General features: G+C 71.9%; 18 protein-coding genes. 7 read left to right on the top strand and 11 right to left on the bottom strand.

Annotation, left to right across the window (positions count from 1 at the left end):
* Nucleotides 1-20: 20 nt before the first annotated feature.
* A complete protein-coding gene (locus tag ACZ63I_RS27710; RefSeq protein ID WP_469341833.1) occupies nucleotides 21-1,487 on the top strand; it encodes an FGGY family carbohydrate kinase in 1,467 nt (488 codons plus the stop codon).
* A 7-nt stretch (nucleotides 1,488-1,494) separates the two neighbouring features.
* Here ACZ63I_RS27710 and ACZ63I_RS27705 read toward each other — a convergent pair whose 3' ends face one another.
* The 6 genes from ACZ63I_RS27705 to ACZ63I_RS27680 form a co-directional block, all read right to left on the bottom strand.
* Nucleotides 1,495-5,634: a hypothetical protein gene (locus tag ACZ63I_RS27705; protein WP_469341832.1), complete on the bottom strand. Its 4,140-nt coding sequence runs from the start codon at nucleotides 5,632-5,634 to the stop codon at nucleotides 1,495-1,497.
* Nucleotides 5,618-6,505, bottom strand: a complete 888-nt coding sequence (locus tag ACZ63I_RS27700; protein WP_469341831.1) for a carbohydrate ABC transporter permease — start codon at nucleotides 6,503-6,505, stop codon at nucleotides 5,618-5,620. Before ACZ63I_RS27700 ends, ACZ63I_RS27705 begins: the two co-directional genes overlap by 17 nt.
* Nucleotides 6,502-7,476 carry a carbohydrate ABC transporter permease gene (locus ACZ63I_RS27695; protein WP_469341830.1) on the bottom strand — a complete coding sequence of 325 codons (975 nt, stop codon included), beginning with the start codon at nucleotides 7,474-7,476 and terminating at the stop codon, nucleotides 6,502-6,504. Before ACZ63I_RS27695 ends, ACZ63I_RS27700 begins: the two co-directional genes overlap by 4 nt.
* Nucleotides 7,473-8,780: an extracellular solute-binding protein gene (locus ACZ63I_RS27690; RefSeq protein WP_469341829.1), complete on the bottom strand. Its 1,308-nt coding sequence runs from the start codon at nucleotides 8,778-8,780 to the stop codon at nucleotides 7,473-7,475. The genes ACZ63I_RS27695 and ACZ63I_RS27690 overlap by 4 nt, the downstream gene beginning before the upstream one ends.
* On the bottom strand, nucleotides 8,777-11,587 hold the full coding sequence (locus ACZ63I_RS27685; RefSeq protein WP_469341828.1) for an alpha-L-rhamnosidase: 2,811 nt from the start codon (nucleotides 11,585-11,587) through the stop codon (nucleotides 8,777-8,779). The genes ACZ63I_RS27690 and ACZ63I_RS27685 overlap by 4 nt, the downstream gene beginning before the upstream one ends.
* Before the next feature lie 367 nt (nucleotides 11,588-11,954).
* On the bottom strand, nucleotides 11,955-12,482 hold the full coding sequence (locus ACZ63I_RS27680) for a hypothetical protein (RefSeq protein WP_469341827.1): 528 nt from the start codon (nucleotides 12,480-12,482) through the stop codon (nucleotides 11,955-11,957).
* Nucleotides 12,483-12,639: 157 nt separating this feature from the next.
* Here ACZ63I_RS27680 and ACZ63I_RS27675 point away from each other — a divergent pair, with 157 nt between their 5' ends.
* Nucleotides 12,640-13,080 carry an Asp23/Gls24 family envelope stress response protein gene (locus ACZ63I_RS27675; protein WP_469341826.1) on the top strand — a complete coding sequence of 147 codons (441 nt, stop codon included), beginning with the start codon at nucleotides 12,640-12,642 and terminating at the stop codon, nucleotides 13,078-13,080.
* A 127-nt stretch (nucleotides 13,081-13,207) separates the two neighbouring features.
* Here the strand turns inward: ACZ63I_RS27675 and pntB are convergent, their stop codons facing one another.
* The 4 genes from pntB to ACZ63I_RS27655 all read right to left on the bottom strand — a co-directional run bounded on the left by pntB (nucleotide 13,208) and on the right by ACZ63I_RS27655 (nucleotide 17,521).
* Entirely contained in the window at nucleotides 13,208-14,614 is a 1,407-nt protein-coding gene (gene pntB / locus ACZ63I_RS27670) for a Re/Si-specific NAD(P)(+) transhydrogenase subunit beta (protein ID WP_469341824.1), read from the bottom strand.
* A 6-nt stretch (nucleotides 14,615-14,620) separates the two neighbouring features.
* On the bottom strand, nucleotides 14,621-16,162 hold the full coding sequence (locus ACZ63I_RS27665; protein ID WP_469341823.1) for a Re/Si-specific NAD(P)(+) transhydrogenase subunit alpha: 1,542 nt from the start codon (nucleotides 16,160-16,162) through the stop codon (nucleotides 14,621-14,623).
* A gap of 220 nt (nucleotides 16,163-16,382) precedes the next feature.
* Complete coding sequence (locus ACZ63I_RS27660; RefSeq protein WP_469341822.1) at nucleotides 16,383-16,553, bottom strand: hypothetical protein; 171 nt, start codon at nucleotides 16,551-16,553, stop codon at nucleotides 16,383-16,385.
* Nucleotides 16,554-16,648: 95 nt separating this feature from the next.
* On the bottom strand, nucleotides 16,649-17,521 hold the full coding sequence (locus tag ACZ63I_RS27655) for an undecaprenyl-diphosphate phosphatase (protein ID WP_469341820.1): 873 nt from the start codon (nucleotides 17,519-17,521) through the stop codon (nucleotides 16,649-16,651).
* 196 nt (nucleotides 17,522-17,717) lie between these two features.
* Between ACZ63I_RS27655 and ACZ63I_RS27650 the strand changes: the two genes are divergently transcribed.
* The 4 genes from ACZ63I_RS27650 to ACZ63I_RS27635 are packed head-to-tail and all read left to right on the top strand — an operon-like array spanning nucleotide 17,718 to nucleotide 23,937.
* Complete coding sequence (locus tag ACZ63I_RS27650; RefSeq protein ID WP_469341819.1) at nucleotides 17,718-19,595, top strand: methylmalonyl-CoA mutase family protein; 1,878 nt, start codon at nucleotides 17,718-17,720, stop codon at nucleotides 19,593-19,595.
* Nucleotides 19,595-21,796: a methylmalonyl-CoA mutase gene (scpA, locus tag ACZ63I_RS27645; RefSeq protein ID WP_469341818.1), complete on the top strand. Its 2,202-nt coding sequence runs from the start codon at nucleotides 19,595-19,597 to the stop codon at nucleotides 21,794-21,796. Before ACZ63I_RS27650 ends, scpA begins: the two co-directional genes overlap by 1 nt.
* Before the next feature lie 4 nt (nucleotides 21,797-21,800).
* On the top strand, nucleotides 21,801-22,814 hold the full coding sequence (gene meaB / locus ACZ63I_RS27640; RefSeq protein ID WP_469341817.1) for a methylmalonyl Co-A mutase-associated GTPase MeaB: 1,014 nt from the start codon (nucleotides 21,801-21,803) through the stop codon (nucleotides 22,812-22,814).
* 55 nt (nucleotides 22,815-22,869) lie between these two features.
* On the top strand, nucleotides 22,870-23,937 hold the full coding sequence (locus ACZ63I_RS27635) for an enoyl-CoA hydratase/isomerase family protein (RefSeq protein WP_469341816.1): 1,068 nt from the start codon (nucleotides 22,870-22,872) through the stop codon (nucleotides 23,935-23,937).
* A 40-nt stretch (nucleotides 23,938-23,977) separates the two neighbouring features.
* Here ACZ63I_RS27635 and ACZ63I_RS27630 read toward each other — a convergent pair whose 3' ends face one another.
* Entirely contained in the window at nucleotides 23,978-24,682 is a 705-nt protein-coding gene (locus tag ACZ63I_RS27630) for a TVP38/TMEM64 family protein (RefSeq protein WP_469341815.1), read from the bottom strand.
* A 349-nt stretch (nucleotides 24,683-25,031) separates the two neighbouring features.
* Here ACZ63I_RS27630 and tuf point away from each other — a divergent pair, with 349 nt between their 5' ends.
* Entirely contained in the window at nucleotides 25,032-26,216 is a 1,185-nt protein-coding gene (gene tuf / locus ACZ63I_RS27625) for an elongation factor Tu (protein ID WP_469341814.1), read from the top strand.
* The last annotated feature ends 64 nt before the right edge of the window (nucleotides 26,217-26,280 follow it).

Below are 26,280 nucleotides of genomic sequence, written 5' to 3'. Positions count from 1 at the left end.
GCCGAGGGAAGGAACGAACGGTGTTCGTCGGACTGGACATGGGAACCTCGGTCGCCAAGGCTGCGGCCTTCGCCGATGACGGCACGACCCTGCGGGTCGAATCGACGCCGATCGCGCTCGGCGGGCGCGGCGAGAACGTCGAGCAGGACGTCGAGGAGGTGGTGCGCGCCGCCACCGGCGTCATCGCGGCCGTCACCGAAGGCCAGGCACCCGCGCTGGTCGCCGTCACCGGACAGGGCGACGGCCTGTGGCTGGTCGACGCCGAGGGCCGGGCCGTACGACCCGCCATGTCCTGGATGGACGGCAGGGCCGGCGGCCTGGTCGCCGACTGGATGGCGGACGGTACGGCCGACCGGCTCTACCGGCGGACCGGCAACGTGCTGTTCCCGGGGTCTGCGGGGCCGCTACTCGCCTGGCTCGACCGCAACGAACCCGCGTCCCTCGACGCCGCCACGACCGCCGCCTGCTGCAAGGACGTCATCCATCTGCGGCTCACCGGCGAGCGCGGCACCGACCTCTCCGACGCGTCGGTGCCCTTCCTCGACCCGCGCACCCGCACCTACGCGCCCGAAGCGCTCGCCGCCCTCGGCATCGAACACCGCGCGGGACTGCTGCCGCCCATCGCGGAGACCCTGCCGTACGGGGAGGCGCTCGGGCGCGTCGAGGGCCTCACGCGCGGCACCCCCGTCACCTCGGGCCCCTACGACCTGCCGGCCTGCGCCACGGGCGCGGGGGTCACCGAGCCGGGCGACGGGCTGCTCACCGTCGGTACGACCCTGGCCTGCCAGGTCGTCGTGGAGCGCGTCGCCCTCGACGACGACCCGGTCGGCTTCCATCTCGCCACGGCCAGGGCGGACCGCCATATGCGGGCCCTGCCCGCGATGACCGGCACCGTCGCGCTGGACTGGGTGCTCGGCCTCACCGGCGCGACCCACGACCAGCTCTCCGAACTCCTCGACGCCTCACCGCGCGGCGCGCGCGGCGTGGCGGCGCTGCCCTACCTGTCGCCGTCCGGCGAGCGCTCGCCGTTCGTCGACCCCCTGGCGCGCGCCGAGTTCACCGGGCTGGACCTGCGGGCCACCCGCGCCGACCTGGTCCGCGCCATGTGCGAGGCCATCGCCTTCGCCGCCCGGCACTGCCTCGAAGCGGCAGGTCTGACGGGCCAGTTGGCGGTCTGCGGCGGCGGCGCCCGCAACCCCGCCTGGCTGCGGCTGTTCGCCGACGTACTGGGCCGTCCGCTGCGCGTCGCCCGCGGTCCCGAACCCGGCGCGCGTGGCGCGGTGCTGGCCGCCGTCGCGGCCCACGGCGACAGACTGGCGCGGCAGTTGGACATCGCGGAGTGGACCGCCCCCGAAGCGGTGGTCGATCCCGATCCGGCCGGTGTCACGTTCTACGACGAGGCGTACGTCGACTATCTGTTCCGGGTCGCGAGCGCGCGCGAACGCTGGCACGGACCCGCTGACACCCGGGGGACCGGCCGGTCCTGATGACTGGTCAGTCGCCCGTGCTCCGGTCGCTCTCCGCCCGCACCGGCGGCTCGGGCCGCTGGTGCGGTAGGCGGGCGGCCGGGGACGGTACGGCCGTGCCGGTGAGCAGCCGTACGGGCCCCAGCAGCCCGCTGACCCGCTGACCGGGGAAGACGAAATGCGTGGGGCTCGACGCGTCCAACTGGGGCGCGAGCGTGCCGAACACGGTGATCTCGACGGTGTTCGGCCCCTGCGTCGTCAGCCCGGTCAGGTCGAAGACGTACGGCGAGCACACCCGTACGCCCGCGGCGGCGCCGCCGACCGACACCTCGGCCGTCCCGCGCACCCGGCCGAGGTCGAGGGAGACCCGGCCGTCCGCCGCATCGGCCGGCAGGTGCACGACCTGGCTGTAGCGGACCCCGCCGCTGTACTCGGCGAGTCCGTTGGCCTCCCAGTCACCGGCCCTGATCCGCCCGGGGCCGACCTCGCAGCGCACCGGGCCCGCGAGGGCCGCGCCACCCTCATGGCCGGGGTCCGGCTCCAGCCGCAGCGCGGCCGACCGTACGCCGGTGGGGGCGCCGTCCTCCGTCAGCTCGACGGTCAGTGTGCCGTCCGCGTCTGCCGTCGTGCCGCGCGCCACGCCGTCCACGTACGCCGTGGCCCTGCCGTGCACCCGCACCGTCAACATCCGCGCACCGGGCGGCAGTTCGCACCACAGCCACTCCACCGCTGGCCGGGCGCCCGGTACGGCGAAGCCGACGGCGACCACGGTGCCGTCGTCGGCGTCGGGGTCCAGCCAGGCGGCGCCGGGCAGCGGGTGCGGTCTGCGGCGCAGATACAGCGCCGCCGGATCGCCCACCGGTTCGCGGCGTACCGCCACCGGCACCCGCTCGCCGTCGCGCTCCGCCCACCAGGTGGCATCGCTGTGTACGGTCGCGAGGACCGCCCGCTCGCTGTCGTGGACGACGGCGTCGACCAGCACGGCGGGGTCGCCGCCGGTGCTCTCCACCGACAGCTCGTTGTCACCCGCCCGCAGGGCGCCGGTGATGTCGTGCCGACGCACGCGCGGCACGGCGTGCTCGGCGTACGGGTCGAAGCCGCCCTGCCTGCCCACCACGTTTCCGTTGACCCGCAGCACGCACCGGCCACGGGCGGCCACTTGCACCACCGCGCCGGCCGGCGTCCCGGCCAGCGTCAGGACCGTACCGACACGTACGGCGGCCGATATCCACTCGGGCCGCCGGTAGCGGTCCGGATCGCGTACGAGCGCCACATGCGCGCGCAGTTCGACGTCCTGATCGGGTGTCAGCTCCAGTTCCAGCAACTGGCGGCCGGCACCCAACCGGACCGGTCCCAGGGCGAGATGACCGCCGTCGGCCAGGCCGACCGGCTGTCCGGCGAGCCGGACCGACTTCGCCGCGGCGGCGCCGATCGCGAGATGTCCGTCGAAGGCTTCGGACAGCAGCAGTTCGACCGCGACCCGCACGGTCGTCCCCGCAGGCGTCTGGCCGATGTGGATGAACTCCTCCGGCACATGGCCCTTGGGTCCCAGGACCGGCCGGTGCACCGGATCCTTGTGGACGCCGCGCGAGTTGGACCACTCCAGAACCCGGACCGTCTCCCCGTGTGTTTCGCGCAGCACCGCGTGCGGTCCGAACGTGGCGTGCACGGGGGGCAGTTCCCTGGCCGGACGCGCGGTGCCCCCCGACACCGCCCATCCGTCGCGTACGCCGTCGTCGCCGGGGCCTTCCGCCCGGTGGCGGAACGTACGCAGCTCGGTGTGGACCGGACCACCCTGCGGCGCGGCAGCGGGACGGCCGAAGTCGCCCCAGGTGTTGTCGGCCGTCGGCACAAGACACATGTCCCAGTCCCCTTCGACGGGGATCACGACAGAGGTGTCCGCGCCGACGGACTCGACGGCCTCCGGCTGCGGCGGCTCCTCGGAACCACCCGGGAACACCAGCACAGCGGCGGGGCCCGCGTCGAAGGGCACATCGACCTCGCGGCAGCCCGGCTCGTCCGGAGCCTCCCTGACCGGCAGACGCCGGGGCGCGCCGCCGAACGGGTCTACCAGCACGGCGGGTCCCGCCACGCCCCGTACCCGCACCCGCGCGGTGCGCGCGTAGCGGCCGGGGTCGAAGTCGTAGCGTGCGTCGAGCCAGCCGAGCGCGGCCCCCCGCTCGTCGGGCGCCGCGACGGCCGCCCGGGTCGCGCGAGGGGCGCCCGCCGTCAGAAACACCACGGTGGCGTCCCCCACCCGGCGGGCGAGCACGGGGACCGTCGCCTCGACAGCGCGGCGCTGCCCGGTGGGCACAGCGGACAGCGCATCCGCCAGCTCCTCCGCCGAGGGGACGAACACGGCGCGGCCGTCGGCGAAGCACGCCCGGAGCGCCGCGAGCGTGACGGCGTCAGCGTCGGCGTCGGCGTCCGTGCCCACGATCTGCTCAGGTACGGCGCCGAGCGCCACGAGACGCCCGCCGGCCGCTGCGAACTCCACCAACCGCCGCGCGCCGGCCGCTTCGAGGACCGTGCACGCGGGCAGCAGGACCGTCCCGTACCGCTCCTCCGCGACACAGAGCCGGGTCCCGTCGGCGCCTGCGCCGCGTACCGCCGCCCGCGCGAGCGAGGCGTCGTCGATCACGTCGGCATCCTGGCCGAGCCGGTCGAGCACCCCCGGCCTGGTGCGGAACCAGGCCATGTCACCGACGAGTTCGAGATACACCGCCTGGGCGCGCTCGGCTGCCGCCGACACACCGTCCAGTGCCGTGCCTGCCTGCGCCGTCGTGGTGGGCAGCAGCACCGCGACGTCGCACAGATGGCGGCCGAGGCTCAGGATCGCGCACAGCCGGGTCACGGCGTCGGCGAAGACCCGGTGGTGGCGCCAGTACGGCTGCCGCCAGTCGGTGCCCGGCGGCGCCCACTCCCACCAGCCGCCCTTGGTGGTGGAATACACCGCGTGCGGGTTGTAGAGCGTCGCGCCCGCGCGCAGCCACGGCAGCAGCCAGTCGAACGTCTCCTCCAGCGTGCCGCCCCAGCCGGTGGAGTGGAACGCCTCGATCCAGGTGCGCCGGCCCCCGTACAGATGCGCCAGCGAGGAGTGGATACGGGCGTCGCCGTGGTGGTCCGAGCCAGGCGCCGAGAACCAGCGGTGTGTTCTGGCGTAGTCGGCGTACAACTCGACGCCGCCGACGGGGTGTCCGGCGCGCGCCGGGTCCTGCTGGTCGCAGCCGACGAGCAGCCCATGCCGCTCGTGCCACTCCGCGAGCGGCCGGAAGAACGCCTCCTCGGCCAGCTCCGCCCGGGTGAGCTGGTAGTCGTGCCGTATCCGGCTCACGTCAGGGCGCGGGCCGGCGCCCGCGCCGTCGTCGTACAGCGCGTCGAGACACGGTACGAGGTCGTAGCCGCGCAGCCGCCGGAAGGCGGCGGCGAACCGGTCCGACCAGGTGGGCAGGGACGGCAGTTCGTCCTGGAACGAGCCCACGACGACGGTCCCGAGCCGGTCGCCGAGATGCCGCTCGAAGGCGCCGTGCACCCGGTCGAGCAGCGCGGCGCACGCCTCGGCGCCGAGGTAGTCGAAGCCCAGCGGCACCTGGTGATGGAGCGTCAGCCGCCAGCGCCCGGGGCCCGGCGCCCGTACGGTCCGCCCGTCGACGGCGAGCGCGACGGCGGGACCCGTCACCCGCCCCGCGCCGTCGAGGGGTTCGGCGTGGCCGCCGACCGGCTGCCCCTCGGGCGGGCAGCTCAGCTCGCCGGCGCCGTCCACGACGGCACGCACCCGCTCCAGCCTGCGCCCCGCGTACCGCGGCTGCTCGTCCACGAGACGCGCCTGGAGATCGGCGCCCGAGAAGCCCAACTGGTCGTAGAACCAGAGGAAGACGCCCAGCTCGGCCGCGTCCTCGCACACCCCGTCGAGCAGGGCCCACCAGGCGTCGCTCATGAACGGCGGATCGTCCGCGTCGGAGCCGAACAGCGGCCCTGACGGCGCCAGATTGAGGATGACGAGATGGCACACCCCGCCCGCCGCGAACCGTTCGAGCTGCGCCCGCAGCCGCGCCCGGTCCAGCCGCTCCCCGCTCCACCACCAGATGGCGGTGGGCGAGAAGGCCCTCGGTGGGTCGGCGAGGATCGCGGCTATCTCTCCCGGGAGGCCGTCAGCCCTTGAGCCCACCTGCGAACCCCTTGATCACGAACCGCTGGAGGAACAGGAAGATGACGAGGATCGGCAGCGCCGCGAGCACCAGCCCCGCGAAGACCAGGCCGTAGTCGGAGACGTACTGCCCGACGAACGAGAAGATCCCGACCGGCACGGTCTCCTTGCCGGAGCCGCCCAGGTACAGCAGCGGGGTGAAGAAGTCGTTCCAGACGAAGACCGCGTTCAGGATGATTACGGTGCCGGTGATCGGCCGCAGCAGCGGGAAGACGATCCGGGTGAACGCCTGCCGGTGGTTGCAGCCGTCGATCAGCGCCGCCTGCGCGTAGTCCGCGGGCAGCGCCCGGATGAATCCGGTGTACAGGAAGACGGTGAAGGGCAGTTGGATGCCGGTGTAGAACAGGATCATGCCCTGGTAGGTGCCGAGCCAGCCGAGGTTGTCGACCAGTTTGTACAGCGGGATCATGCCGAGCTGGAACGGCAGCACGATCCCCAGCAGGAACAGGACGTACAGACCGTAGCCGAGGCCCCGGACACACCGCGCCAGGTAGTAGGCGCCGGTCGAGCCGACCACGATGAGCAGCAGCAGACTGACGCCGGTGATGACCGCGCTGTTGACCAGGGCCGATCCGAGGGACGCGGACGACCAGGCGTTGCCGAAGTTGTCGAGGGTGGGCGAGGTCGGCGGCGACAGCGGCGAGTCGGCGATCTGCGACGGGGTCTTGAGCGCCAGCGTGAGCAGGGCGTACACCGGGAACAGGAAGACGACGGCGGCCGCGATCATCACCAGTTCGAGGGCGTAACGCCCGTACCCGGGCCGCCGCTTGCGGCGTGCCGCGGCTGGCCGCTCGGCGCCGGTGTTGACCCCGCCGGCCGTGAAGGTACTCACGCGGTGACCTCCCGGGCACGCAGATAACGGAGTTGGATCAGGGAGACGGCGGCCACGAACAGCGCGAGGACCAGGGCCACGGCCGTGCTGTAGCCGAACTTTCCGTACACGAACGCTTCCTTGTAGAGCACGGTCGACAGCGTCTCGCTCGATGTGCCGGGACCGCCGTTGGTCGCCGCGTACACCTGGTCGAAGAGTTTCAGACCACCGATGGTCGACAGCATCAGGTTGATGGTCAGCGCGGGCGCCAGCAGCGGCCAGGTGACATAGCGGAACCGCTGCCAGGTGCCGGCGCCGTCGATCCGCGCCGCCTCGTGGAGTTCGGCGGGCACGCCCTGCAGCCCGGCCAGGAAGATCACCATCGAGTAGCCGGCGTACTGCCACACGACCATCGCCGCCACCGACCACAGCGCGAGCGACGGGTTGCCCAGCCAGTCCTGGCGCAGACCGCCCAGACCGACGGCGCCGAGGATGCCGTTGAGCCCGGCCCCGTTGTCCGGGTTGTAGACGTACTTCCAGAGGAACGCCACCATCACCGGGCTGACCACGGCGGGCGCGAAGAAGATCACCCGCAGCAGCGCCCTGGACTTGATGTTGGCGTTCACGCCGAGCGCCAGCAGCAGCCCGATGCCGTTCTGCACGACGACAATGGCGACGGTCAGCAGCAGTGTGTTGGTGACGGACTGGATGGCGCGGTCGTCGCCGAGCAGCGTGTGGAAGTTGGCGAGGCCCACGAACGAGAACGAACCGATGCCGGACCAGTCGGTGAACGCGTAGACCACACCCGCGATGCTCGGGTACAGCACCACGATCGCGTACACGACGAGCGCGGGGACGACGAACATCCACGGCGGTACGGTGGGGTCGCGGCGGCCGGGCCGGGGTCCGGCGAAACGGAGCCGGAGCGGGACGGTACGGGGCCGGGGCTGGGTGATCCGGGGCTCGGGCCCGGCGGTGCGAGGTTCTTTCACGACTGCTTCCCGTAGGCCTTGTCCATCTCGCCCAGTGCGCCCTTCACATCGGTCTTGCCGGCGAGCAGGTCCTGTACGGCGGCGAAGTGGGCGGGCTGCACCTCGGCGTTGGGCCAGCGCTGGTCCATGAAGGGGACGGCGCGGTTGTCGTCGATGATGAGCAGGAACTCCGCGAGCGCCGGGTCGAGTCTGGTGGTGGAGTCCCGGGTGAACGGGATGGCGGAGACGGCCGTCGCCCAGGCGTTGAGGTTCTCCTGCTTGCCGAGGAATTCGATGAACTGCCGCCCCTTGGCGGCGTTCTTGGCGCGCGCCGACACGCCCAGACCGACGACGACACCCGCCGGGATCCACAGCTTCGCCGGATCGTCGCCGCCGGGGAAGGGGAACATGCTGATGTCGTCCGGGGTCTTCGCCGCCTGCCGGAAGTTGGTCAGCACGGACGACACCTGCACGGCCATGGCCGCCTTGCCCGTGGCGACCATCGACGTCTGCTGCTCGTACGTGGTGCCGTTGGGGTTGTCGTTGAAGAACCCGCGCTTCTGCAGGTTCTGGTACTTGCCCATGGCGTCGGCCCAGCCCGAGTCGGCGAACGTGGCGTGCCCTGCCGCCATGTCGTCGTCGAACGTGGCGTTCTCGGCGTAGACCGCGTTGGGCACCAGCGCGTACGTGATGAGCTGGGTGACCCACGGGGTCTGCGCCCCGAGCGCGATCGGCACCACGCCCTTGGCCTTCAACTTGCCGCACACGTCGAGGAGTTCGGACCACGTCTTGGGCGGCTCGACACCGGCGTCGGCGAACACCTTCTTGTTGTAGATGGCGCCGATGGTGCTGCTGCCCGCCGAGTACAGATAGGTCTTGCCGTCCCTGCGGTACGCGGCGTCGAAGCCCTTCGGGATCGTCTTGGTCCACGCCTGGTCGTCGAGGTCGGCCAGCAGCCCCGCCTTGGCCAGCTCGACCATGGACATCGCGCTGCCACTGCCCGGGTAGAGCACATGCACATCGGGGGCGTTGCCGCCGGCGAGCTGGGTCCGCACCACCGTCTGCACCTGGTCGGTCGGTGCGAACGACGTGCTGAAAGAGGTGTCCGGGTGGCTCTTGCGGTAGACGGCGAGCAGGTCGGTGATCGGCTTCTGCTCGTCGGCGACACCGACGATGCGTACCTTGCCCGATCCGCCGCTCGACCCCGAACACGCCGTGAGGACCGAGGGGAGCGCGGTGGCGGCCATGACCCCACCGCCGACGCGGAGGAATCCCCGGCGGCTCACCGTGCCCCGGCCGGGCAGACTTCGGGAACCCGTGCTCATGGTGTGTCCTCCTCGTGGAGACCGGCGGGCGGTCGCTCCGCCGGAGAGAATGCCGCGGTGAAGTGGTAGGCCCCCGAGGCCACTTGGTAGTGGGCGTGGCCGGGTCCCGCACCGATCAGGGTGGCGTGGCCGCCGTCGCCTGACGCCGGGTCCGCCTCGCGCACCGAGCCGGGATCGGTGGTGGGTACGAACACATCGGCGGTGGCACCCGGCGGCACCTGCACCCGCAGGCTGAGACGGTCGCCCCTGCGCCGCCAGCCGGCCGCGACGGTGCCGCGCGCCGACTCGTAGCGGGCGCTCGCGTAGGTGAGGGCGCCTGGCTCGGGCCGCACCCGCAGCCGCCGGTAGGCGACGGAGTCCTCGGCCTGGTCGACACCGGCGACACCCCGGTAGAGCCACTCGCCGATGGAGCCGAGCGCGTAGTGGTTGAAGGAGTTCATCGCCGGTGCGCGGAAGCCGCCCTCGGGCGTCCAGCCGTCCCACCGCTCCCAGATGGTGGTGGCGCCGTGCCGCAGCGGGAACAGCCACGACGGCACTTCCGTACGGCGCAGCAGCGCGTGGGCCAGATCGGCGCGCCCGTACGCGTCGAGCACGGGCGCCGCGAGCGCCACACCGACGAAGCCCGTCTGCAGGGCGGGTCCCGCCGCCTCGACCAGTTCGGCCAGGCGCTCGGCTGCGGCTTCGGTGAGGTGGTCGGGCAGCAGGCCGAAGGCGAGCGCGACCAGATAGCCGGTCTGGGTGTCGCCCGCCACCCGCAACCGCAGCGCGGAGCCCTCCGTGCCTTCCGGTTCTTCGACGGTGACGAAGCGCTCGACGAACGCCGACCTGATCGCCGCGGCCAGTTGGTGGTGGGCCTCCGCCACGTCGTGCCGCCCCAGCGCGTCCGCCGCCAGCGCCGTGAGCCGGGTGCTGTGCGCGAAGTAGGCGGTGGCGATGACCTCGCGCGGGGTGGGCGTGCCGGGGGCGAGCCAGTCGGAGAAGTGCGGGCCCACCCGGTAGCGCCAGATCAGATCGGGGTTGTGCCGGTGGATCAGGGCGACCCAGCCGCGCATGCCGTCCAGCGCGCGGGAGAGGAACCGCGGGTCACCGTAGGTCCGGTACAGATGCCACGGCACGATCACCCCCGCGTCGCCCCAGCCGGGCGCCCCTTCGTCGGCGACCCCTGCGAGGCGCGGCGCCACGTTCGGGAAGCCGCCCTCGGGTGTACGGGCGTCGGCCACGTCGCGCAGCCATTTGGTGAAGAAGGCCGCCACATCGGCGTTGAGGGCGGCGGTGGGGAGGAAGACCTGCGCGTCGGCCAGCCAGCCGAGCCGCTCGTCGCGCTGCGGGCAGTCGGTCGGCACACTGACGAAGTTCGAGCGCTGCCCCCACTCCACGCACGAGTGCAGCCGGCGGATGTCGGGATCCGAGCAGTCGAAGGAACCGGCCCAGGGGGTGTCGCTGTGCAGCGCGACGGCGACCACGTCGTCGCTGCTCAGCGCCGGTACGCCGGTGATCTCGGCGTACCGGAAGCCGTGGTACGTGAACCGCGGCTCGAAGTCGACGTGCCGGCGGCCGTCGCCGATCAGGACGTCCGTCGCAGCGGCCGTGCGCAGATTGGCCGTGTACAGGCGCTGGTCCTCGTCCAGCACCTCGGCGTGCCGGACGACCACCCGGGCGCCGGACGCGAGCCCGTCGACACCGAGCCGCACCCGCCCGGCGAGATTCTGGCCGAAGTCGACGACGTGCGTGTCCGGCGAGATCCGGGTGACCGAGACGGGCCGTACCTCGGCCGTCGCACGTACGGGCTCGTCGACGGAGGCCACGAGCAGCCGGTGCTCCGCGTCGGTGATCCGGGCGGGCGACCAGCCACTCGCGTCGAAGCCGGGCAGCTCCCAGCCGTCGACCGCGCGCCGCAGATCGTGGCACTCGCCCATCAGCAGATCGGCGTGCCGGATCGCGCCGGTGTGCGTGACCCAGCTTTCGTCGGTGCCGACCGTGCTGACACTGCCGTCGGCGTGGGTGAGTTGGAGTTCGGCGATGAACTGGGGGAACGTGCCGTAGTGCGCGCCGGCCCTGCGCGGTTCGAAGCCGACGAAGCCGCTCCACCAGCCGTCGGCGATCGTCGCCGCGAGGACGTTCTCCCCCTGGCCGACCAGTTCGGTCACGTCGTAGGTCTGGTACTGCACCCGGCGGGTGTAGTCGGTCCAGCCAGGGGCGAGTTCGGCGTCACCGACCCGGGCGCCGTTGAGCCGTACCTCGTACAGCCCGCGCGCGCTGACATAGAGCCGGGCCAGGACGAGCGGGGAGACGGCCGATCCGGAGAAGACCCGGCGCAGCAGCGGGCACGGGGCGAGCCCGTGGTCGTCCAGGGCGCGCTCGCCCTCGGTCGGCGCGTCCACCACGTCGATCGGGTCGGGGTTGTGGGTGATCCAGGAGGCCCGCCACACGGACGTGCCCGACTGGCCCGCGGCGCCCGACGGCATGGCGAGACCCGTCTCGAACCAGGACACGGCGTCCGCGGGTGCGTCGGCCGAGGCGGACCAGACCTCGACGCGCCAGTGGTAGCGGGTGCGCGCCCGCAGGGCGGGTCCGGCGTATCCGGCGCCGATCGCCGAGGTGTCCTCGACCCGGCCGCTGTCCCAGTGGGGCTGCCCGCCGTCCGCCAGTGCCTCGGGCCGCTCGGCGACCCGCAGCCGGTATGCGACGGGATCGTCGCCGCGCCGGTCGGAGGCGAGCCGCCAGGAGAGGAGCGGAGCGGAGTCGTCGATTCCGAGCGGGGTGGTGCGGTGATCGCACCGCAGGGCATAGGGCCGCAGTGCGGACACAGGCAGGTCCTCCCTTCGCACCGGACCGGCGTGAAGATGATCATCCTTCTATGTGAAAACTAACGTCAATTCTGTGGCGTGGAGACTATGAGCCCCTCGCGAGCAGTGTCAAGGGTCGTGGCGGAGCGCCGATCCGCTGCCCTCATCGTGCCGGAACTCCCGCTGGGCGCGGCCTCGACCGGCCTTGCGGCGCAGCGGTACGACCCTTGTGGCGGATGATTTGTCCGTGATATTCACTGCGTGATTACAACACGATCAAACGTGAAAATGCCCCGCGACCGAGGTGCGACGCGCCGGGCGGGGGACCGGCCGGCCGTCGTCGGAGGCGGGGCTGAAGTGGGTACGGGGACGGGCTGGTTGGCGCTGATCAGCGCCCGGCGCGGCCGGTGTTCCAAGCGGCGACGAGCCATTCGGTCAGCGCGAGCGCGGCTCCCGGGTCGGCGCGGGCGATCAGCCGCACCACCCTCTCGTCGTCGGGACCCACGGAGTCCAGCGCGCCGGTACGGATCAGCGCCGAGCGCAGCGCGTTCTCGGCGTCGACCGTCTCGCTGTCGGCCTTGGCCGGGGCCGCCTTCGCCGGGGCCGCTTCGACCGGGTCCACCGGGGCGCGGTCCGCCGCGTCCCGGGACTCCGCGGCCTGCCTGCCGGCCCGCGCGGTCAGCTCACCCTGGACGAAGGGATCGCTGTCCGGGTCGTACGTCCCGTCGTGATCGGCGAGCATCTCCTCGATCCGCTCCCACTCGGCAATCTCGGCCGAGCCCTGCTCGTCGTCCGCCGGTCCTGCGGTGTCCCTCGCGTCCTTGGCCTCGTCGAGCGCCGCCGCGACCTGATGGTGCGTCATACCCTGTGCGCGCTGCCGGACCGAGGCCCGCCCGGCCTTCTGTGAGCTGCTCATTCGGCACAGCCTACGCGGGCGCCCGGCGCGCCGGCACGGGGATATCGGGGTGACGCAGAGGCACCGGACGATCACGCTCGCTCACCCGAATGGCGGCCCCGGGGCAACGCGCGCATGGTGGGAAGGGGGGAGTCCGCTTCGAGAGGGAGAAATCCTCATGGCATCCGACGGATCCACAATGACCGTCTCCAGCAACAAGAACAGCACGGTCAAGGGCAAGACCACGATCGCCGACTCGGTCGTCTCGACCATCGCCGGCATAGCGACACGTGAGACCTCCGGTGTCTACGCCATGGGCGGCGGCGCTTCCCGCGCGCTGGGCGCCGTACGCGGGCGCATGGGCTCCGACGACCTGACGCGGGGCGTCAAGGTCGAGGTGGGTGAGAAGCAGACGGCGATCGACCTCACCGTGGTGGTCGAGTACGGCACGCCCATCGCGAAGGCGGCGGAGGACATCCAGTCCGGTGTGTCCGACGCCGTGGAGAGCATGACGGGGCTCGAAGTGGCCGAGGTCAACATCAGTGTGCTGGACGTGCACGTACCGGGCGAGGACGACAACGACGACGGCAGCGACAACGACGGCTCGCGTCTGCGCTGAGCGGCCGGCCCGAGCGGACACGGCTGGGCGGCCGGGCTGAGCGGACAGGGCTGAGCGGGCGGGCTGAGCGGACAGGGCTGAGCGGGCGGGGACCGGCGGGGTGACGGCCGCCGGTCCCCGTCCGCTCTCACAGCGTGCGCAGGATGTCCTCCACCCGCTCCTTCGCGTCACCGAACAGCATCTGGCTGTTCTCACGGAAGAACAGCGGGTTCTGGACGCCCGCGTACCCCGGGTTCATGGACCGCTTGAAGACGATCACGTTCTCCGCCTCCCACACCCGCAGCACCGGCATGCCGGCGATCGGACTGCCCGGGTCCTCCATGGCGGCCGGGTTGACCGTGTCGTTCGCGCCGATCACCAGCACCACCGCCGTGCCGGCGAAATCGTCGTTGATCTCGTCCATCTCCAGCACGATGTCGTACGGCACCTTGGCCTCGGCCAGCAGCACGTTCATATGGCCGGGCAGCCGCCCCGCCACCGGATGGATCGCGAACCGCACGTCGACACCCCGCTCCCTGAGCTTGCGGGTCAGCTCGGCGACGGGGAACTGCGCCTGCGCCACCGCCATGCCGTAGCCCGGCGCGATCACCACCGACGTGGCGTTCTTCAGCAGGTCGACGGTGTCGGCGACGCTGATCTCGCGGTGCTCGCCGTAGTCGGTGTCGTCACCGCCCGTCGCCTCGGCGCCGAAACCGCCCGCGATGACCGACAGGAACGACCGGTTCATCGCCTGGCACATGATGTACGACAGATAGGCACCGGACGAGCCGACCAGCGCGCCCGTGACGATCAGCAGATTGTTGTTCAGCAGGAAACCGGAAGCGGCGGCCGCCCAGCCCGAGTAGCTGTTGAGCATCGACACGACCACCGGCATGTCGCCGCCGCCGATCGAGGCGACCAGATGCCAGCCGAGCGCGAGCGCGACCGCCGTGACGGCGATGAGCAGCCCCAGACTCGGGTGGATCACGAACGCGACGGTCAGCCCCACGAAGGCCGCCAGCGCGCCGATGTTGAGCAGGTTCTTGCCGGGCAGCATCAGCGGCCGTGAGTTGACGCGCGCCGACAGCTTGAGGAAGGCGACGACGGACCCGGTGAGGGTGACGGCGCCGATGAACACACCGATGAACACCTCGGCATGGTGGATACGCAGCAGGTCGTGGGCGATCTCGACCTCGCGCGAGCCCTTCGACTCGACGCCGAAGTAGCCGTCCCAGCCGACGAGTACGGCGGCGGCGCCGACGAAACTGTGCAGCAGCGCGATGAGTTCGGGCATGCCGGTCATCTCGACACTGCGCGCCCGCAGGATCCCGATGACCGCGCCGATGACCATGGCGACGACGATCAGCACGACGCCGGTGGCGGCGATGGACCGGGACGCGAGACCGATGGTGGCGGCCAGCGCGATGGCCATGCCGGAGATCCCGAAGACCACACCGGAGCGGGACGTCTCGTGCTTCGACAGCCCGGCGAGGCTCAGGACGAACAGCAGGGCGGCGACGATGTAGGCCGCTTGCGCGGCGGTTGCGGCAGTCATGGCGGCTCAGTCCTTCGAGAACATGCTGAGCATGCGTCGGGTCACGGCGAAACCGCCGAAGATATTGATACTGGCCAGCAGGATCGCGGCGAAGGACAGCACGGTGATGACCGTGTCCGCGCGCCCGATCTGCAGCAGCGCGCCCACCACGATGATCCCGGAGATCGCGTTCGTCACCGACATCAGCGGGGTGTGCAGGGCGTGGTGCACATGGCCGATGACGTAGTAGCCGATCACGATGGCCAGCACGAACACCGTGAAGTTCCCGATGAGCTGCGCGGGCGCGAACGCGGTGAGCAGGAACAGCAGCACCACGGCAACACCGGTGAGGGTGTACTTGCGGCGCGCCGTGAGCGGCTGCTTCTCCTCCCGTACGGCGGGCGGCGCGGCCGGCGCGGCGACGGCGGGCGCCGCCGACACGGGCACCGGCGGTGGCGGCCAGGTCTTCGTACCGTCCCGTACGACGGTCACCGCGCGCTGCACGACGTCGTCGAAGTCGAGGACGGCCTCGCCGTCCTTGCCGGGGGTCAGCAGTTTCAGCAGGTTGACCAGGTTGGTGCCGTAGAGCTGGGAGGCCTGCGCGGGCAGCCGGCCCGCGAGGTCCGTGTAGCCGATGATCGTCACACCGTTGTCGGTGACCACCGCCTCACCCGCCACCGACCCCGCCACGTTGCCGCCCTGCGCAGCCGCCATGTCGACCACGACACTGCCGGGCCGCATGCTCGCGATGTCCCGCTCGGTGAGCAGCCGCGGCGCCGGCCGGCCCGGGATCAGGGCGGTGGTGATGACGATGTCGACATCGGCCGCCTGCTCGGCGTAGATCTCCGCCGCGCGCCGGTCGTAGTCCTCGGAGGTCGCCCTGGCGTACCCGTCGGTGCTCTGCTGCTGCTCGGCGACCTCCACAGCGAGGAACTCGCCGCCCAGGGATCTGACCTGGTCGGCGACCTCGGGCCGGGGGTCCGTCGCGCGGACGATCGCACCGAGGCTGCCTGCGGCGCCGATCGCGGCGAGCCCCGCGACTCCGGCGCCCGCCACCAGCACCTTGGCCGGCGGCACCTTGCCCGCGGCCGTGACCTGACCGGTGAAGAAGCGGCCGAAGACGTGCGCCGCCTCGATCACCGCGCGGTAGCCGGCGATGTTGGCCATCGAGCTGAGCACGTCGAGCGACTGGGCGCGGGAGATACGCGGGACCGCGTCCATGGCCAGGGCGGTGATCGGGCGCAGCGCCAGCGTCTCGACGAGTTCCGGGTCGAGGGCAGGGGCCAGCAGGCCGACCAGTACGGCCCCGTCGCGCAGCCGCCCGATCTCGTCCGGGTTCGGCGCGTTGACCTTCAGGACGAGGTCGCTGCCCCACGCCTCGCCCGTCGGTACGACGGCGGCGCCGGCTTCTTCGTACGCCTCGTCGGTGAAGCTCGACCGCTCCCCGGCGCCTGCCTCGACGGCGACCGCGTAACCGAGCGACAACAACTGCCGAACCGTGGTGGGTGTCGCCGACACCCGGGATTCGCCGGGCGATGATTCCTTCACCACTCCGATGCGCGATGCCATACGGAGGTCTCCTCTACCGGTCTCGTGGTGCCGATGTGATGCGTGTCTCGATCGGAGCCAGCATGCGGTAAAGGATGTTCGCCCGGTCGAACCGGGGTGCCCTGTGCGCGAGCCGCGGCCGCCCCGCACAACGAAGTGCGGGCCGCCTGTCCTCAGGACAGGCGGCCCGCAGGGGCGTTGTGGTGCGCGGAGAAGTGGCGCGCGGGTCGGGCGGCGTGGCTCAGGCGGCTTCGTCGACCCCGTTGTGGAGGGCGGCTGCCCATTCCAGCAACAGGACCTCGTACGCCTCGGCCGGCCACGTCCCGTCGGCTGCGTCCACGAGCGCGCGGATCCGTTCGTTGGCCACGACAGCGTCGGAGACCGAAGGAACGGAAGCGGAAGGAGAGGACATACGACAAACCCTATGGGCAGAGGCCGCCGCCACGTGACCATTTCGTTAGCGGCCTTGCTCACATTCGGGGTTTGAAGGATCGGGAATATGGGTTACTAGGCCGCCGACTCGCCCGCGTGCGGGCTCAGCGTGTCGGTACTGACGAGGAAGAACAGCGCGATGCCGAGCAGGATCCGATAGATCACGAACGGCATGAAGCTCTTGGATGTGATGAACTTCATAAACCATGCAATTACGGCATATCCGACAACGAACGCGATGATCGTGGCGAAGATCGTCGGCCCCCAGGCCACATGCCCCTCGCCCGCGTCCTTCAGCTCGAACACGCCCGAGGCCAGGACCGCGGGGACGGCGAGCAGGAACGAGTAGCGCGCCGCCGACTCGCGGGTGTAGCCCATCAGCAGCCCGCCGCTGATGGTGGCGCCCGACCGGGAGACACCAGGCACCAGGGCCATCGCCTGGCAGAAGCCGAAGATCAGCCCGTCCTTGACGCCCAGGTCCTGCAGTCCCTTGCGCTGCTTGAACGCACGGTGCTTGCCGCCCGTCTCGTCGCGGGCCGCGAGCCGGTCCGCCACGCCGAGGACGATGCCCATCACGATCAGCGTGACGGCGATCAGCCGCAGATCGCGGAACGGACCCTCGATCTGGTCCTTGAAGGTCACCCCCAGCACACCGATCGGGATCGAGCCGACGATGACGAGCCAGCCCATCTGCGCGTCGTGGTCGGAGCGCATCGCCTTGCTGCCGAGCGAGCGGAACCAGGCGGAGACGATCCGGGCGATGTCCTTGCGGAAGTAGATCAGGACCGCCGCCTCCGTACCGATCTGGGTGATCGCGGTGAACGCGGCCCCCGGGTCGTGCCAGCCGGCGAACGCGGCGGTCAGCCGCAGATGCGCGCTGGACGAGATGGGCAGGAACTCGGTCAGCCCCTGGACAAGCCCGAGGATGAAGGATTCGAACCAAGACATGGAGTACAGAGCCGCCCAGGAAGTGATCACGGTCGATGCGCGAAGAGGCCGAGTGGGCAGCCTAGCGTCTGCGATCAACGACCCGGCCGGGAGGTACCGGATCTGCCGTTAAACATGGAAGCGGCATCCGAAGTCGAGGGATGTTTGTGGGGTTGCACACTGCTACGGCCCGACCTCGCTGGCCTAGCATCGACGCATGACGGTCCTGCCTGATGACGGGCTTTCGCTGGCAGCCGAGTTCCCTGACGCGACCCACGAGCAGTGGCAGGACCTGGTAGCAGGGGTCCTGCGCAAATCGGGTCGGGACGTGTCGGGCGCTGCGGCCGAGGCAGCCCTTTCCACCGCCCTGCAGGACGGGATCACCACCCGTCCTCTCTACACCGCTGCCGACACCGCCGCCGACGGCGGGTTCCCCGGCTTCGCCCCCTTCACCAGGGGCGGCCGCCCCGAAGGCGGCGCTGTCTCCGGCTGGGACCTCAGGCAGCGGCACGGCCGGCCCGACCCCGTACAGCTCAACGAGGCCGTGCTGGCCGATCTGGAGAACGGGGTCACCTCGCTCTGGCTCGCCGTCGGAGCGGGCGGCGCGCCCGTCTCCGCCCTGGCGACGGCACTTGACGGTGTCTATCTCGACCTCGCGCCGATCGCCCTCGAAGCGGGCGACGAATTCGGCCCGGCGGCGCGGGAGTTGCTGAAGCTGTACGAGCAGCGCGGCGTACCGCGCACGGCTGCGGCCGGCAACCTCGGCGCCGACCCGGTCGGCCAACTCGCCCGCACCGGACGGGAGACGGCCGGACACACCGAAGAGGCGGCGCGCCTCGCCGAGCTGTGCCACCAGGAGTACCCGGGCCTGCGGGCCGTCGTCGTGGACGCGCTGCCGTACCACGAGGCGGGCGGCTCGGACGCCCAGGAGCTGGGCTGCTCCCTGGCGACCGGGGTCGGCTGGCTGCGCGACCTCACCGAGGCGGGACTCAGCGTCGAAGCGGCCTGCGGGCAGTTGGAGTTCCGCTACGCGGCCGGCGCCGACCAGTTCCTGACGATCGCGAAGTTCCGCGCCGCTCGCCGGCTGTGGGCCCGGGTGGCCGAGGTCAGCGGCGCCGGCCGGGAGGCGGCTGCCCAGCGGCAGCACGCCGTGACCTCGCGGGTGATGATGACCCGCCGGGACCCCTGGGTGAACATGCTGCGCACCACCGTCGCCGCACTGGCGGCGGGACTCGGCGGCGCCGACGCGGTGACCGTACTGCCGTTCGACCAGGAGTTCGGCCTCTCCGACGCCTTCGCGCGCCGGATCGCCCGCAACACCTCCACCATCCTGCTGGAGGAGTCGCACCTCGGCCGGGTCATCGACCCGGCGGGCGGCTCCTGGTACGTCGAGCGGCTGACCGACGACCTGGCGAAGGCGGCCTGGGCGTGGTTCCAGGAGATCGAACGGGCCGGGGGACAGCGGGCCGCGCTGCGCTCCGGGCTCGTCGGCGAACGGATCGCCGACACCTGGCGGGAGCGCTCGCAGCGGCTGGCCAAGCGCCGCGAACCCGTCACCGGAGTCAGTGAGTTCCCCCAGCTCGCCGAGGTCGCCGTGGCCCGCGACCCCGCGCCGGCGCCGCCCGGCGGCGGGCTGCCGACCGTACGGCGCGACGAGGCGTTCGAGGCCCTGCGGGCCCGCTCCGACGCGCACCTCGCCGCCACCGGGGCGCGCCCGCGCGCCTTCCTGGCCGCCCTCGGCCCCGCGGCGGCCCACACGGCGCGCGCCGGGTTCGCCTCGGGCCTCTTCCAGGCCGGCGGCATCGAACCCGTGCACGACCCGGTGACGGTGGACGCTGCCACCGCGGGCGACGCCTTCGCCCGCAGCGGCGCCACCGTCGCCTGCGTCTGCTCCAGCGACGCGCTCTACGCGGAGCAGGCAGTGCCCGTCGCCGAGGCGCTGAAGGCGGCGGGCGCCGACCGGGTGCTGCTCGCCGGGCGGCCCGGCGAACAGCGCGAGACCTATGAACGGGCCGGGATCGACGAGTTCGTCGTCGCGGGCGGCGACGCCGTCGCCGTCCTGACCGCCCTGCTCGACCGGATGGGAGTGGCGTGATGCGGATCCCGGACTTCTCCGAGATCGGACTCGGCGACGGGGAACCCGCCGCCGTCAGCGACGGCCAGTGGCGTGCCGCCGTCAAGGAGGCCACCGGCAGGTCGGACGCCGACCTGTACTGGGAGACCCCCGAAGGCATCGCCGTCAAACCGCTGTACACCGCGGCGGACACGGCGGGGCTCGACTTCCTCGCCACCTACCCGGGGATCGCGCCGTACCTGCGCGGGCCCTACCCGACGATGTACGTCAACCAGCCCTGGACGATCAGGCAGTACGCCGGGTTCTCCACCGCCGAGGAGTCGAACGCCTTCTACCGGCGCAACCTCGCGGCCGGCCAGAAGGGCCTGTCGGTCGCCTTCGACCTGCCGACCCACCGGGGCTACGACAGCGACCACCCGAGGGTCACCGGCGACGTCGGCATGGCGGGCGTCGCGATCGACTCGATCTACGACATGCGCCAGCTCTTCGACGGCATCCCGCTCGACAAGATGAGCGTGTCGATGACGATGAACGGCGCCGTCCTGCCCGTACTGGCCCTGTACATCGTCGCGGCCGAGGAGCAGGGCGTACCGCCGGAGAAGCTGGCGGGGACCATCCAGAACGACATCCTCAAAGAGTTCATGGTCCGCAACACCTACATCTACCCGCCCACGCCCTCGATGCGGATCATCTCCGACATCTTCAGCTACACCTCGCAGAAGATGCCGCGCTACAACTCCATCTCCATCTCCGGCTACCACATCCAGGAAGCCGGCGCGACGGCCGACCTGGAGCTGGCCTACACCCTCGCCGACGGTGTCGAGTACCTGCGCGCCGGGCTCGGCGCCGGGCTCGGTGTGGACGCCTTCGCGCCCCGGCTGTCGTTCTTCTGGGCCATCGGCATGAACTTCTTCATGGAGATCGCCAAACTGCGCGCCGCCCGGCTGCTGTGGGCCAAGCTCGTCAAGAAGTTCGACCCGCAGAACCCCAAGTCGCTCTCGCTGCGCACCCATTCGCAGACCTCCGGCTGGTCGCTCACCGCGCAGGACGTCTTCAACAACGTCACCCGCACCTGCGTCGAGGCGATGGCGGCCACCCAGGGCCACACCCAGTCCCTGCACACCAACGCCCTCGACGAGGCGCTGGCGCTGCCCACCGACTTCTCCGCCCGGATCGCCCGCAACACCCAGTTGCTGCTCCAGCAGGAGTCCGGCACCACCCGGGTCACCGACCCGTGGGGCGGCAGCGCGTACGTCGAGAAGCTCACGTACGACCTCGCCCGGCGCGCCTGGCAGCACATCGAGGAGGTCGAGGAGGCCGGCGGCATGGCGAAGGCCATCGACGCGGGCATCCCCAAGCTCCGGGTCGAGGAGGCCGCCGCCAGGACCCAGGCGCGGATCGACTCCGGACGCCAGCCCGTCATCGGGGTGAACAAGTACCGGGTGGAGACCGACGAGAAGATCGACGTGCTCAAGGTCGACAACTCGTCCGTACGCGAGCAGCAGATCGAGAAACTGCGCAGGCTGCGCGCCGAGCGTGACGAGAACGGCTGCCAGGACGCCCTGCGCGCCCTCACCGCCGCCGCCGAGTCGGGACCGGGGGCGGGGCTCGAAGGCAACCTGCTGGCGCTCGCCGTGAACGCCGCACGCGCCAAGGCGACCGTCGGCGAGATCTCGGACGCGCTGGAGAAGGTGTACGGGCGGCACGCCGGCCAGATCCGTACGATCTCCGGTGTGTACCGCAACGAGGCAGGAACGTCCCCCGCCGTCGAGCGCACCCGCGCCGCCGTCGAGGAGTTCGAGCGCGCCGAGGGGCGCAGGCCGCGCATCCTGGTCGCCAAGATGGGCCAGGACGGCCACGACCGCGGTCAGAAGGTCATCGCGACGGCCTTCGCCGACCTCGGCTTCGACGTCGACGTCGGCGCGCTGTTCCAGACGCCCGGCGAGGTGGCGCGGCAGGCCGTCGAGGCCGACGTGCACATCGTCGGGGTCTCCTCGCTCGCGGCCGGGCACCTCACGCTCGTACCCGCGCTGCGCGAGGAGCTGGCGGCCGAGGGGCGCGAAGACATCATGATCGTCGTCGGCGGGGTGATCCCCCCGCAGGACATCGAGGAGCTGCACAAGGCCGGTGCGGCCGCCGTCTTCCCGCCCGGGACCGTCATCCCGGACGCGGCGGCCGACCTGCTGACGGCGCTCGCCGCCTCGCTCGGCCACGAGCGGTGAGCTGATGCCCCGACGGATCGACATCGACAGCTACGCCAAGGGTGTCCTCGACGGTTCGCGCTCGTCCATCGCCCGCGCGGTCACCCTGGTCGAATCGACCAGGCCCGACCACCGGGCGCTGGCCCAGCAGTTGCTGACCCAACTGCTGCCGCACGCGGGCAACGCCCGGCGCATCGGGATCAGCGGGGTGCCCGGTGTCGGCAAGTCGACCTTCATCGACGCGCTCGGCACGCTGCTCACCGGCCTCGGCCACCGGGTCGCCGTGCTGGCCGTCGACCCGTCGTCCAGCAGGACCGGCGGCTCCATCCTGGGGGACAAGACCCGGATGGAGCGCCTCGCCGTCGACCCGCACGCCTTCGTACGGCCCTCGCCGACGGCCGGCACGCTCGGCGGCGTCGCGAAGGCGACCCGCGAGACCATCGTCGTGATGGAGGCCGCCGGGTACGACGTGGTGCTCGTCGAGACCGTCGGGGTCGGCCAGTCCGAGACGGCCGTCGCCAACATGGTCGACTCCTTCCTGCTGCTCAGCCTCGCCCGCACCGGCGACCAGCTCCAGGGCATCAAGAAGGGCGTGCTGGAGCTGGCCGACGTCATCGCCGTCAACAAGGCCGACGGACCGCACGAGCGCGACGCCCGCTCCGCCGCCCGTGAACTGGCTGGCGCGCTGCGGCTGATGAACCCGGTGGACGCCGCCTGGACCCCGCCGGTGCTCAGTTGCAGCGCCCGCGAGGGCACCGGGCTCGACGCGGTCTGGGAGAAGCTGGAACAGCACCGCGCCGTCCTGGCCTCCGAGGGCCGGCTGGCGCGCAAACGGCGCGACCAGCAGGTCGACTGGACCTGGGCCATGGTCCGCGACCACCTGCTCGACCGGCTGCGCGACGACCCCGGCGTACGGGAACTCACCCCCGGACTCGAACAGCGGGTACGCGACGGCACGCTGACGGCGACCCTCGCGGCCGAGCGGATCATCGAGGCGCTGGCCCTGCCCGGCGACGGCCGCGATCCCGGCGGCACCTAGAGTCTGACCGGATACGGGAACGACGCGTCCGAACAGCGAACGGAACGGTGGCGGCATGGCAGCCGAAGGACCCCAGGAGCCGGTGCTGACCGGCCGGACAGGACGGCTGGCCCAGCTCACCCTGAACCGCCCCCGGGCGCTCAACGCGCTGACCCGCCCGATGGTGCGGATCATCGACGCGGCGCTCGCGCGCTGGGAGCACGACGAGGACGTCGCCGCCGTCGTCATCACCGGCGCGGGCGAGCGCGGGCTGTGCGCGGGCGGCGACATCCGGGCCGTGTACGAGGACGCCCGCAGCGGCGGCGCCGGGTCCCCGGGTTTCTGGCGCGACGAGTACCTGCTCAACGCCCGGATCGCCCGCTACCCCAAGCCGTACGCCGCGATCATGGACGGCATCGTGATGGGCGGCGGGGTCGGCGTCTCGGCGCACGGCAGCGTACGCATCGTCACCGAACGCTCCGCCGTCGCCATGCCGGAGACCGGCATCGGGCTCGTGCCCGACGTGGGCGGCACCTACCTGCTGTCCCGGGCGCCTGGCGAGCTGGGCACCCATCTCGCCCTCACCGGACGGGTGGTGCGCGCCGCCGACGCCGTACTGTGCGGCCTCGCCGACCACTTCGTCCCGTCGGAACTGCTGCCCGAGCTGCACACCGCCTTCGCCGCCACCACGACGGGCGACCTGCGGGCAGCCGTACGGCCCTACGAGCAGCCGGCGCCCGAGGGCGACCTGGCGGCCGACCGGCACTGGATCGACGCGTGTTACTCGGCCGACACGGTCGAGGAGATCGTCGGCCGGCTCCTCGACCACGGCGACCCGGTGGCCAAGGAAGCCGCCGCGACCGTCCTGACCCGCTCGCCCACCGCACTCAAGGCGACCCTGGCCGGGCTGCGTACGGCCCGCCGACTGGGCACCCTGGAACAGGTGCTGGAGCAGGAGTACCGGGCGTCCTGCGCCGCGCTGGCCACCCACGACCTCGTGGAGGGAATCCGCGCCCAGGTCATCGACAAGGACCGCAGCCCGCGTTGGTCACCCGCCGAGCTGGCGGGCGTCACCGAGGCGGACGTGGCGCGGTTCTCCGCGACACCGCCCGGCGGCGCACTCGGCGTGGCCGACCGGAGCTGACAGCGCCGGAGCTGACGACGGCACCGGATCTGCCGGTGGCTCAACTGCCGCCGAGGCGGTGCCGCTTGCGCCAGGCGACCACGGCGGCCGCGAGACCCGAGAGCACGATAAAGCCCATCGCCGCCAGAAAGGCCGGCGACATGGGCGAGGCCGCCTGGCTGCCCGCGACGACATAGGCAGCCGTGTTCGGGATCGAACCGAGCCCCGTCGCCAGCAGGAACGGCACCCAGCCCATCCGCGAGACGGCGGCGCAGTAGTTGGCGGCGGCGAACGGCACCCCGGGGAACAGCCGGATGGCCAGCATCGAACGGAAGCCGTGCCGGCTGAGCTGCCCGTCGGCCGCCGTCAGCCAACGGCCCCTCACCAGCGGGCGCAGCGCGCTCTGGCCGAGGAACCTGCCGAGCCCGAAGGCGATCCCGGCGCCGAGCACCGTACCCGCCAGCGCCGCCGGCAGCCCGAGCGCCGTACCGAAAAGCGCCCCGGCCGCGAGATTCAGCAGCGGACGCGGCACGAAGGCGACCGCGCACAGCCCGTACGCGACGGCGAACAGCACCACGGCAGCGCCACCGCCCACGTGGGGCGGCCAGCCGGCCGAGAGGAATCTCTGTGGCTCGTAGAGCAGCACGGCCGTGGCCGCACCGCCCAGCACCACCAGGAGCATCGAGAATCGGGACCAGGGCGAGAGCAGCACCCTGGAACAGCGGACAACGAGGCCGGAAGACGGCCGGGGACCGGTGTCGAGCATCAGTGGAGACTAACCGACTCGCCGGTGTGATCGCCGTAATGTGACGACCGCGACCCCCGCACACCGCCGGACGACCGCCGCTGAAAAACCGTTCGACGCCGGGCGTCCGGTCGGCGAAGATCAGTGGCATGTTCCGGTACGCCTTCCTCGACGCACGGTCCGCGGCAGCGGCCGCGCCGAAGGCTGCCGCATTCCTCGCAGCGCAGGCGGCACACGCGGCAGCAGCCGCGGCAGCGCCCCTCGGCGGCGCTCGAAGCTGACCCTTCCCGGATCGTCCGGCGGACCCCGCAGGGGGAGGGTCGGCAAGGCACCGGGGTCCCGCTCACGCTTCGAGCTCCAGGCAGGAATCATGCCCAAGACGGCATACGTGCGCACCAAGCCGCACCTCAACATCGGCACCATGGGCCATGTCGACCACGGCAAGACCACGTTGACGGCGGCCATCACCAAAGTCCTCAGCGACCGCGCGGACAGCGGCACCACCTACACGTCGTTCGACCGGATCGACCGCGCCCCGGAGGAGGCGGCGCGCGGCATCACCATCAACATCGCGCACGTCGAGTACGAGACCGACACCCGGCACTACGCGCACGTCGACATGCCCGGCCACGCCGACTACATCAAGAACATGGTCACCGGGGCCGCCCAGCTCGACGGGGCGATCCTCGTCGTCTCCGCGCTCGACGGGATCATGCCGCAGACCGCCGAGCACGTCCTGCTCGCCCGCCAGGTCGGCGTCGACCACATCGTCGTCGCCCTCAACAAGGCCGACGCGAGCGACGACGAGCTGACCGACCTCGTCGAACTGGAGGTGCGCGAACTGCTCAGCGAGCACGGCTACGGCGGCGACAGCGCCCCCGTCGTACGGGTGTCGGGACTGCGCGCCCTGGCCGGCGACCCGCGCTGGACCGCCGCCGTCGAGGCGCTGCTCGACGCGGTCGACACGTACGTGCCCGTGCCCGAGCGCTACACGGACGCGCCGTTCCTGCTCCCGGTGGAGAACGTCCTCACCATCACAGGACGCGGCACGGTCGTCACCGGGGCGATCGAGCGCGGCACGGTACGGGTCGGCGACCGGATGGAGGTCATCGGCGCCGAGTCCGGGCCGCAGACCACCACCGTCACCGGACTTGAGACCTTCGGGAAGCCGATGGAGTCCGCCGAGGCCGGCGACAACGTGGCGCTGCTGCTGCGCGGCATGCCACGCGACGCGGTCCGCCGCGGCGACGTCGTCGCGGCGCCCGGCAGCGTCGAGCCGCGCAGGCGCTTCACCGCGCAGGTGTACGTCCTGTCGGCGCGCGAGGGCGGCAGGACCACGGCGGTGGGCAGCGGCTACCGGCCGCAGTTCTACATCCGTACCGGCGACGTGGTCGGCGACATCGACCTCGGCGAGCGCGGTGTGGCGCGCCCCGGCGAGACGGTCACCCTGACCGTCGAACTGGGCCGCGACGTACCGCTGGAGCCGGGGCTCGGCTTCGCGATCCGCGAGGGCGGCCGCACCGTCGGCGCCGGCACGGTCACCACGGTGCTCTGAGCCGGAGCGCCCCCTCGGGGCCCGCCCACCCGGGCAGGCCCCGAGGGCCGCGCTCGCGGGCGCA

The organism is Streptomyces sp. NPDC087906 (assembly GCF_055584925.1).
This window is presented reverse-complemented; position numbering and strand designations above follow the sequence as displayed.

What these genes read in the sequence shown, in the direction of transcription:
- ACZ63I_RS27690 (WP_469341829.1), bottom strand. Translation starts at nt 8,780, where the DNA reads ATGAGCACGGGTTCCCGAAGTCTGCCCGGCCGGGGCACGGTGAGCCGC.
- ACZ63I_RS27680 (WP_469341827.1), bottom strand. Translation starts at nt 12,482, where the DNA reads ATGAGCAGCTCACAGAAGGCCGGGCGGGCCTCGGTCCGGCAGCGCGCA.
- ACZ63I_RS27675 (WP_469341826.1), top strand. Translation starts at nt 12,640, where the DNA reads ATGGCATCCGACGGATCCACAATGACCGTCTCCAGCAACAAGAACAGC.
- pntB (WP_469341824.1), bottom strand. Translation starts at nt 14,614, where the DNA reads ATGACTGCCGCAACCGCCGCGCAAGCGGCCTACATCGTCGCCGCCCTG.
- ACZ63I_RS27665 (WP_469341823.1), bottom strand. Translation starts at nt 16,162, where the DNA reads ATGGCATCGCGCATCGGAGTGGTGAAGGAATCATCGCCCGGCGAATCC.
- ACZ63I_RS27660 (WP_469341822.1), bottom strand. Translation starts at nt 16,553, where the DNA reads ATGTCCTCTCCTTCCGCTTCCGTTCCTTCGGTCTCCGACGCTGTCGTG.
- ACZ63I_RS27655 (WP_469341820.1), bottom strand. Translation starts at nt 17,521, where the DNA reads ATGTCTTGGTTCGAATCCTTCATCCTCGGGCTTGTCCAGGGGCTGACC.
- ACZ63I_RS27650 (WP_469341819.1), top strand. Translation starts at nt 17,718, where the DNA reads ATGACGGTCCTGCCTGATGACGGGCTTTCGCTGGCAGCCGAGTTCCCT.
- scpA (WP_469341818.1), top strand. Translation starts at nt 19,595, where the DNA reads ATGCGGATCCCGGACTTCTCCGAGATCGGACTCGGCGACGGGGAACCC.
- meaB (WP_469341817.1), top strand. Translation starts at nt 21,801, where the DNA reads ATGCCCCGACGGATCGACATCGACAGCTACGCCAAGGGTGTCCTCGAC.
- ACZ63I_RS27635 (WP_469341816.1), top strand. Translation starts at nt 22,870, where the DNA reads ATGGCAGCCGAAGGACCCCAGGAGCCGGTGCTGACCGGCCGGACAGGA.
- ACZ63I_RS27630 (WP_469341815.1), bottom strand. Translation starts at nt 24,682, where the DNA reads ATGCTCGACACCGGTCCCCGGCCGTCTTCCGGCCTCGTTGTCCGCTGT.
- tuf (WP_469341814.1), top strand. Translation starts at nt 25,032, where the DNA reads ATGCCCAAGACGGCATACGTGCGCACCAAGCCGCACCTCAACATCGGC.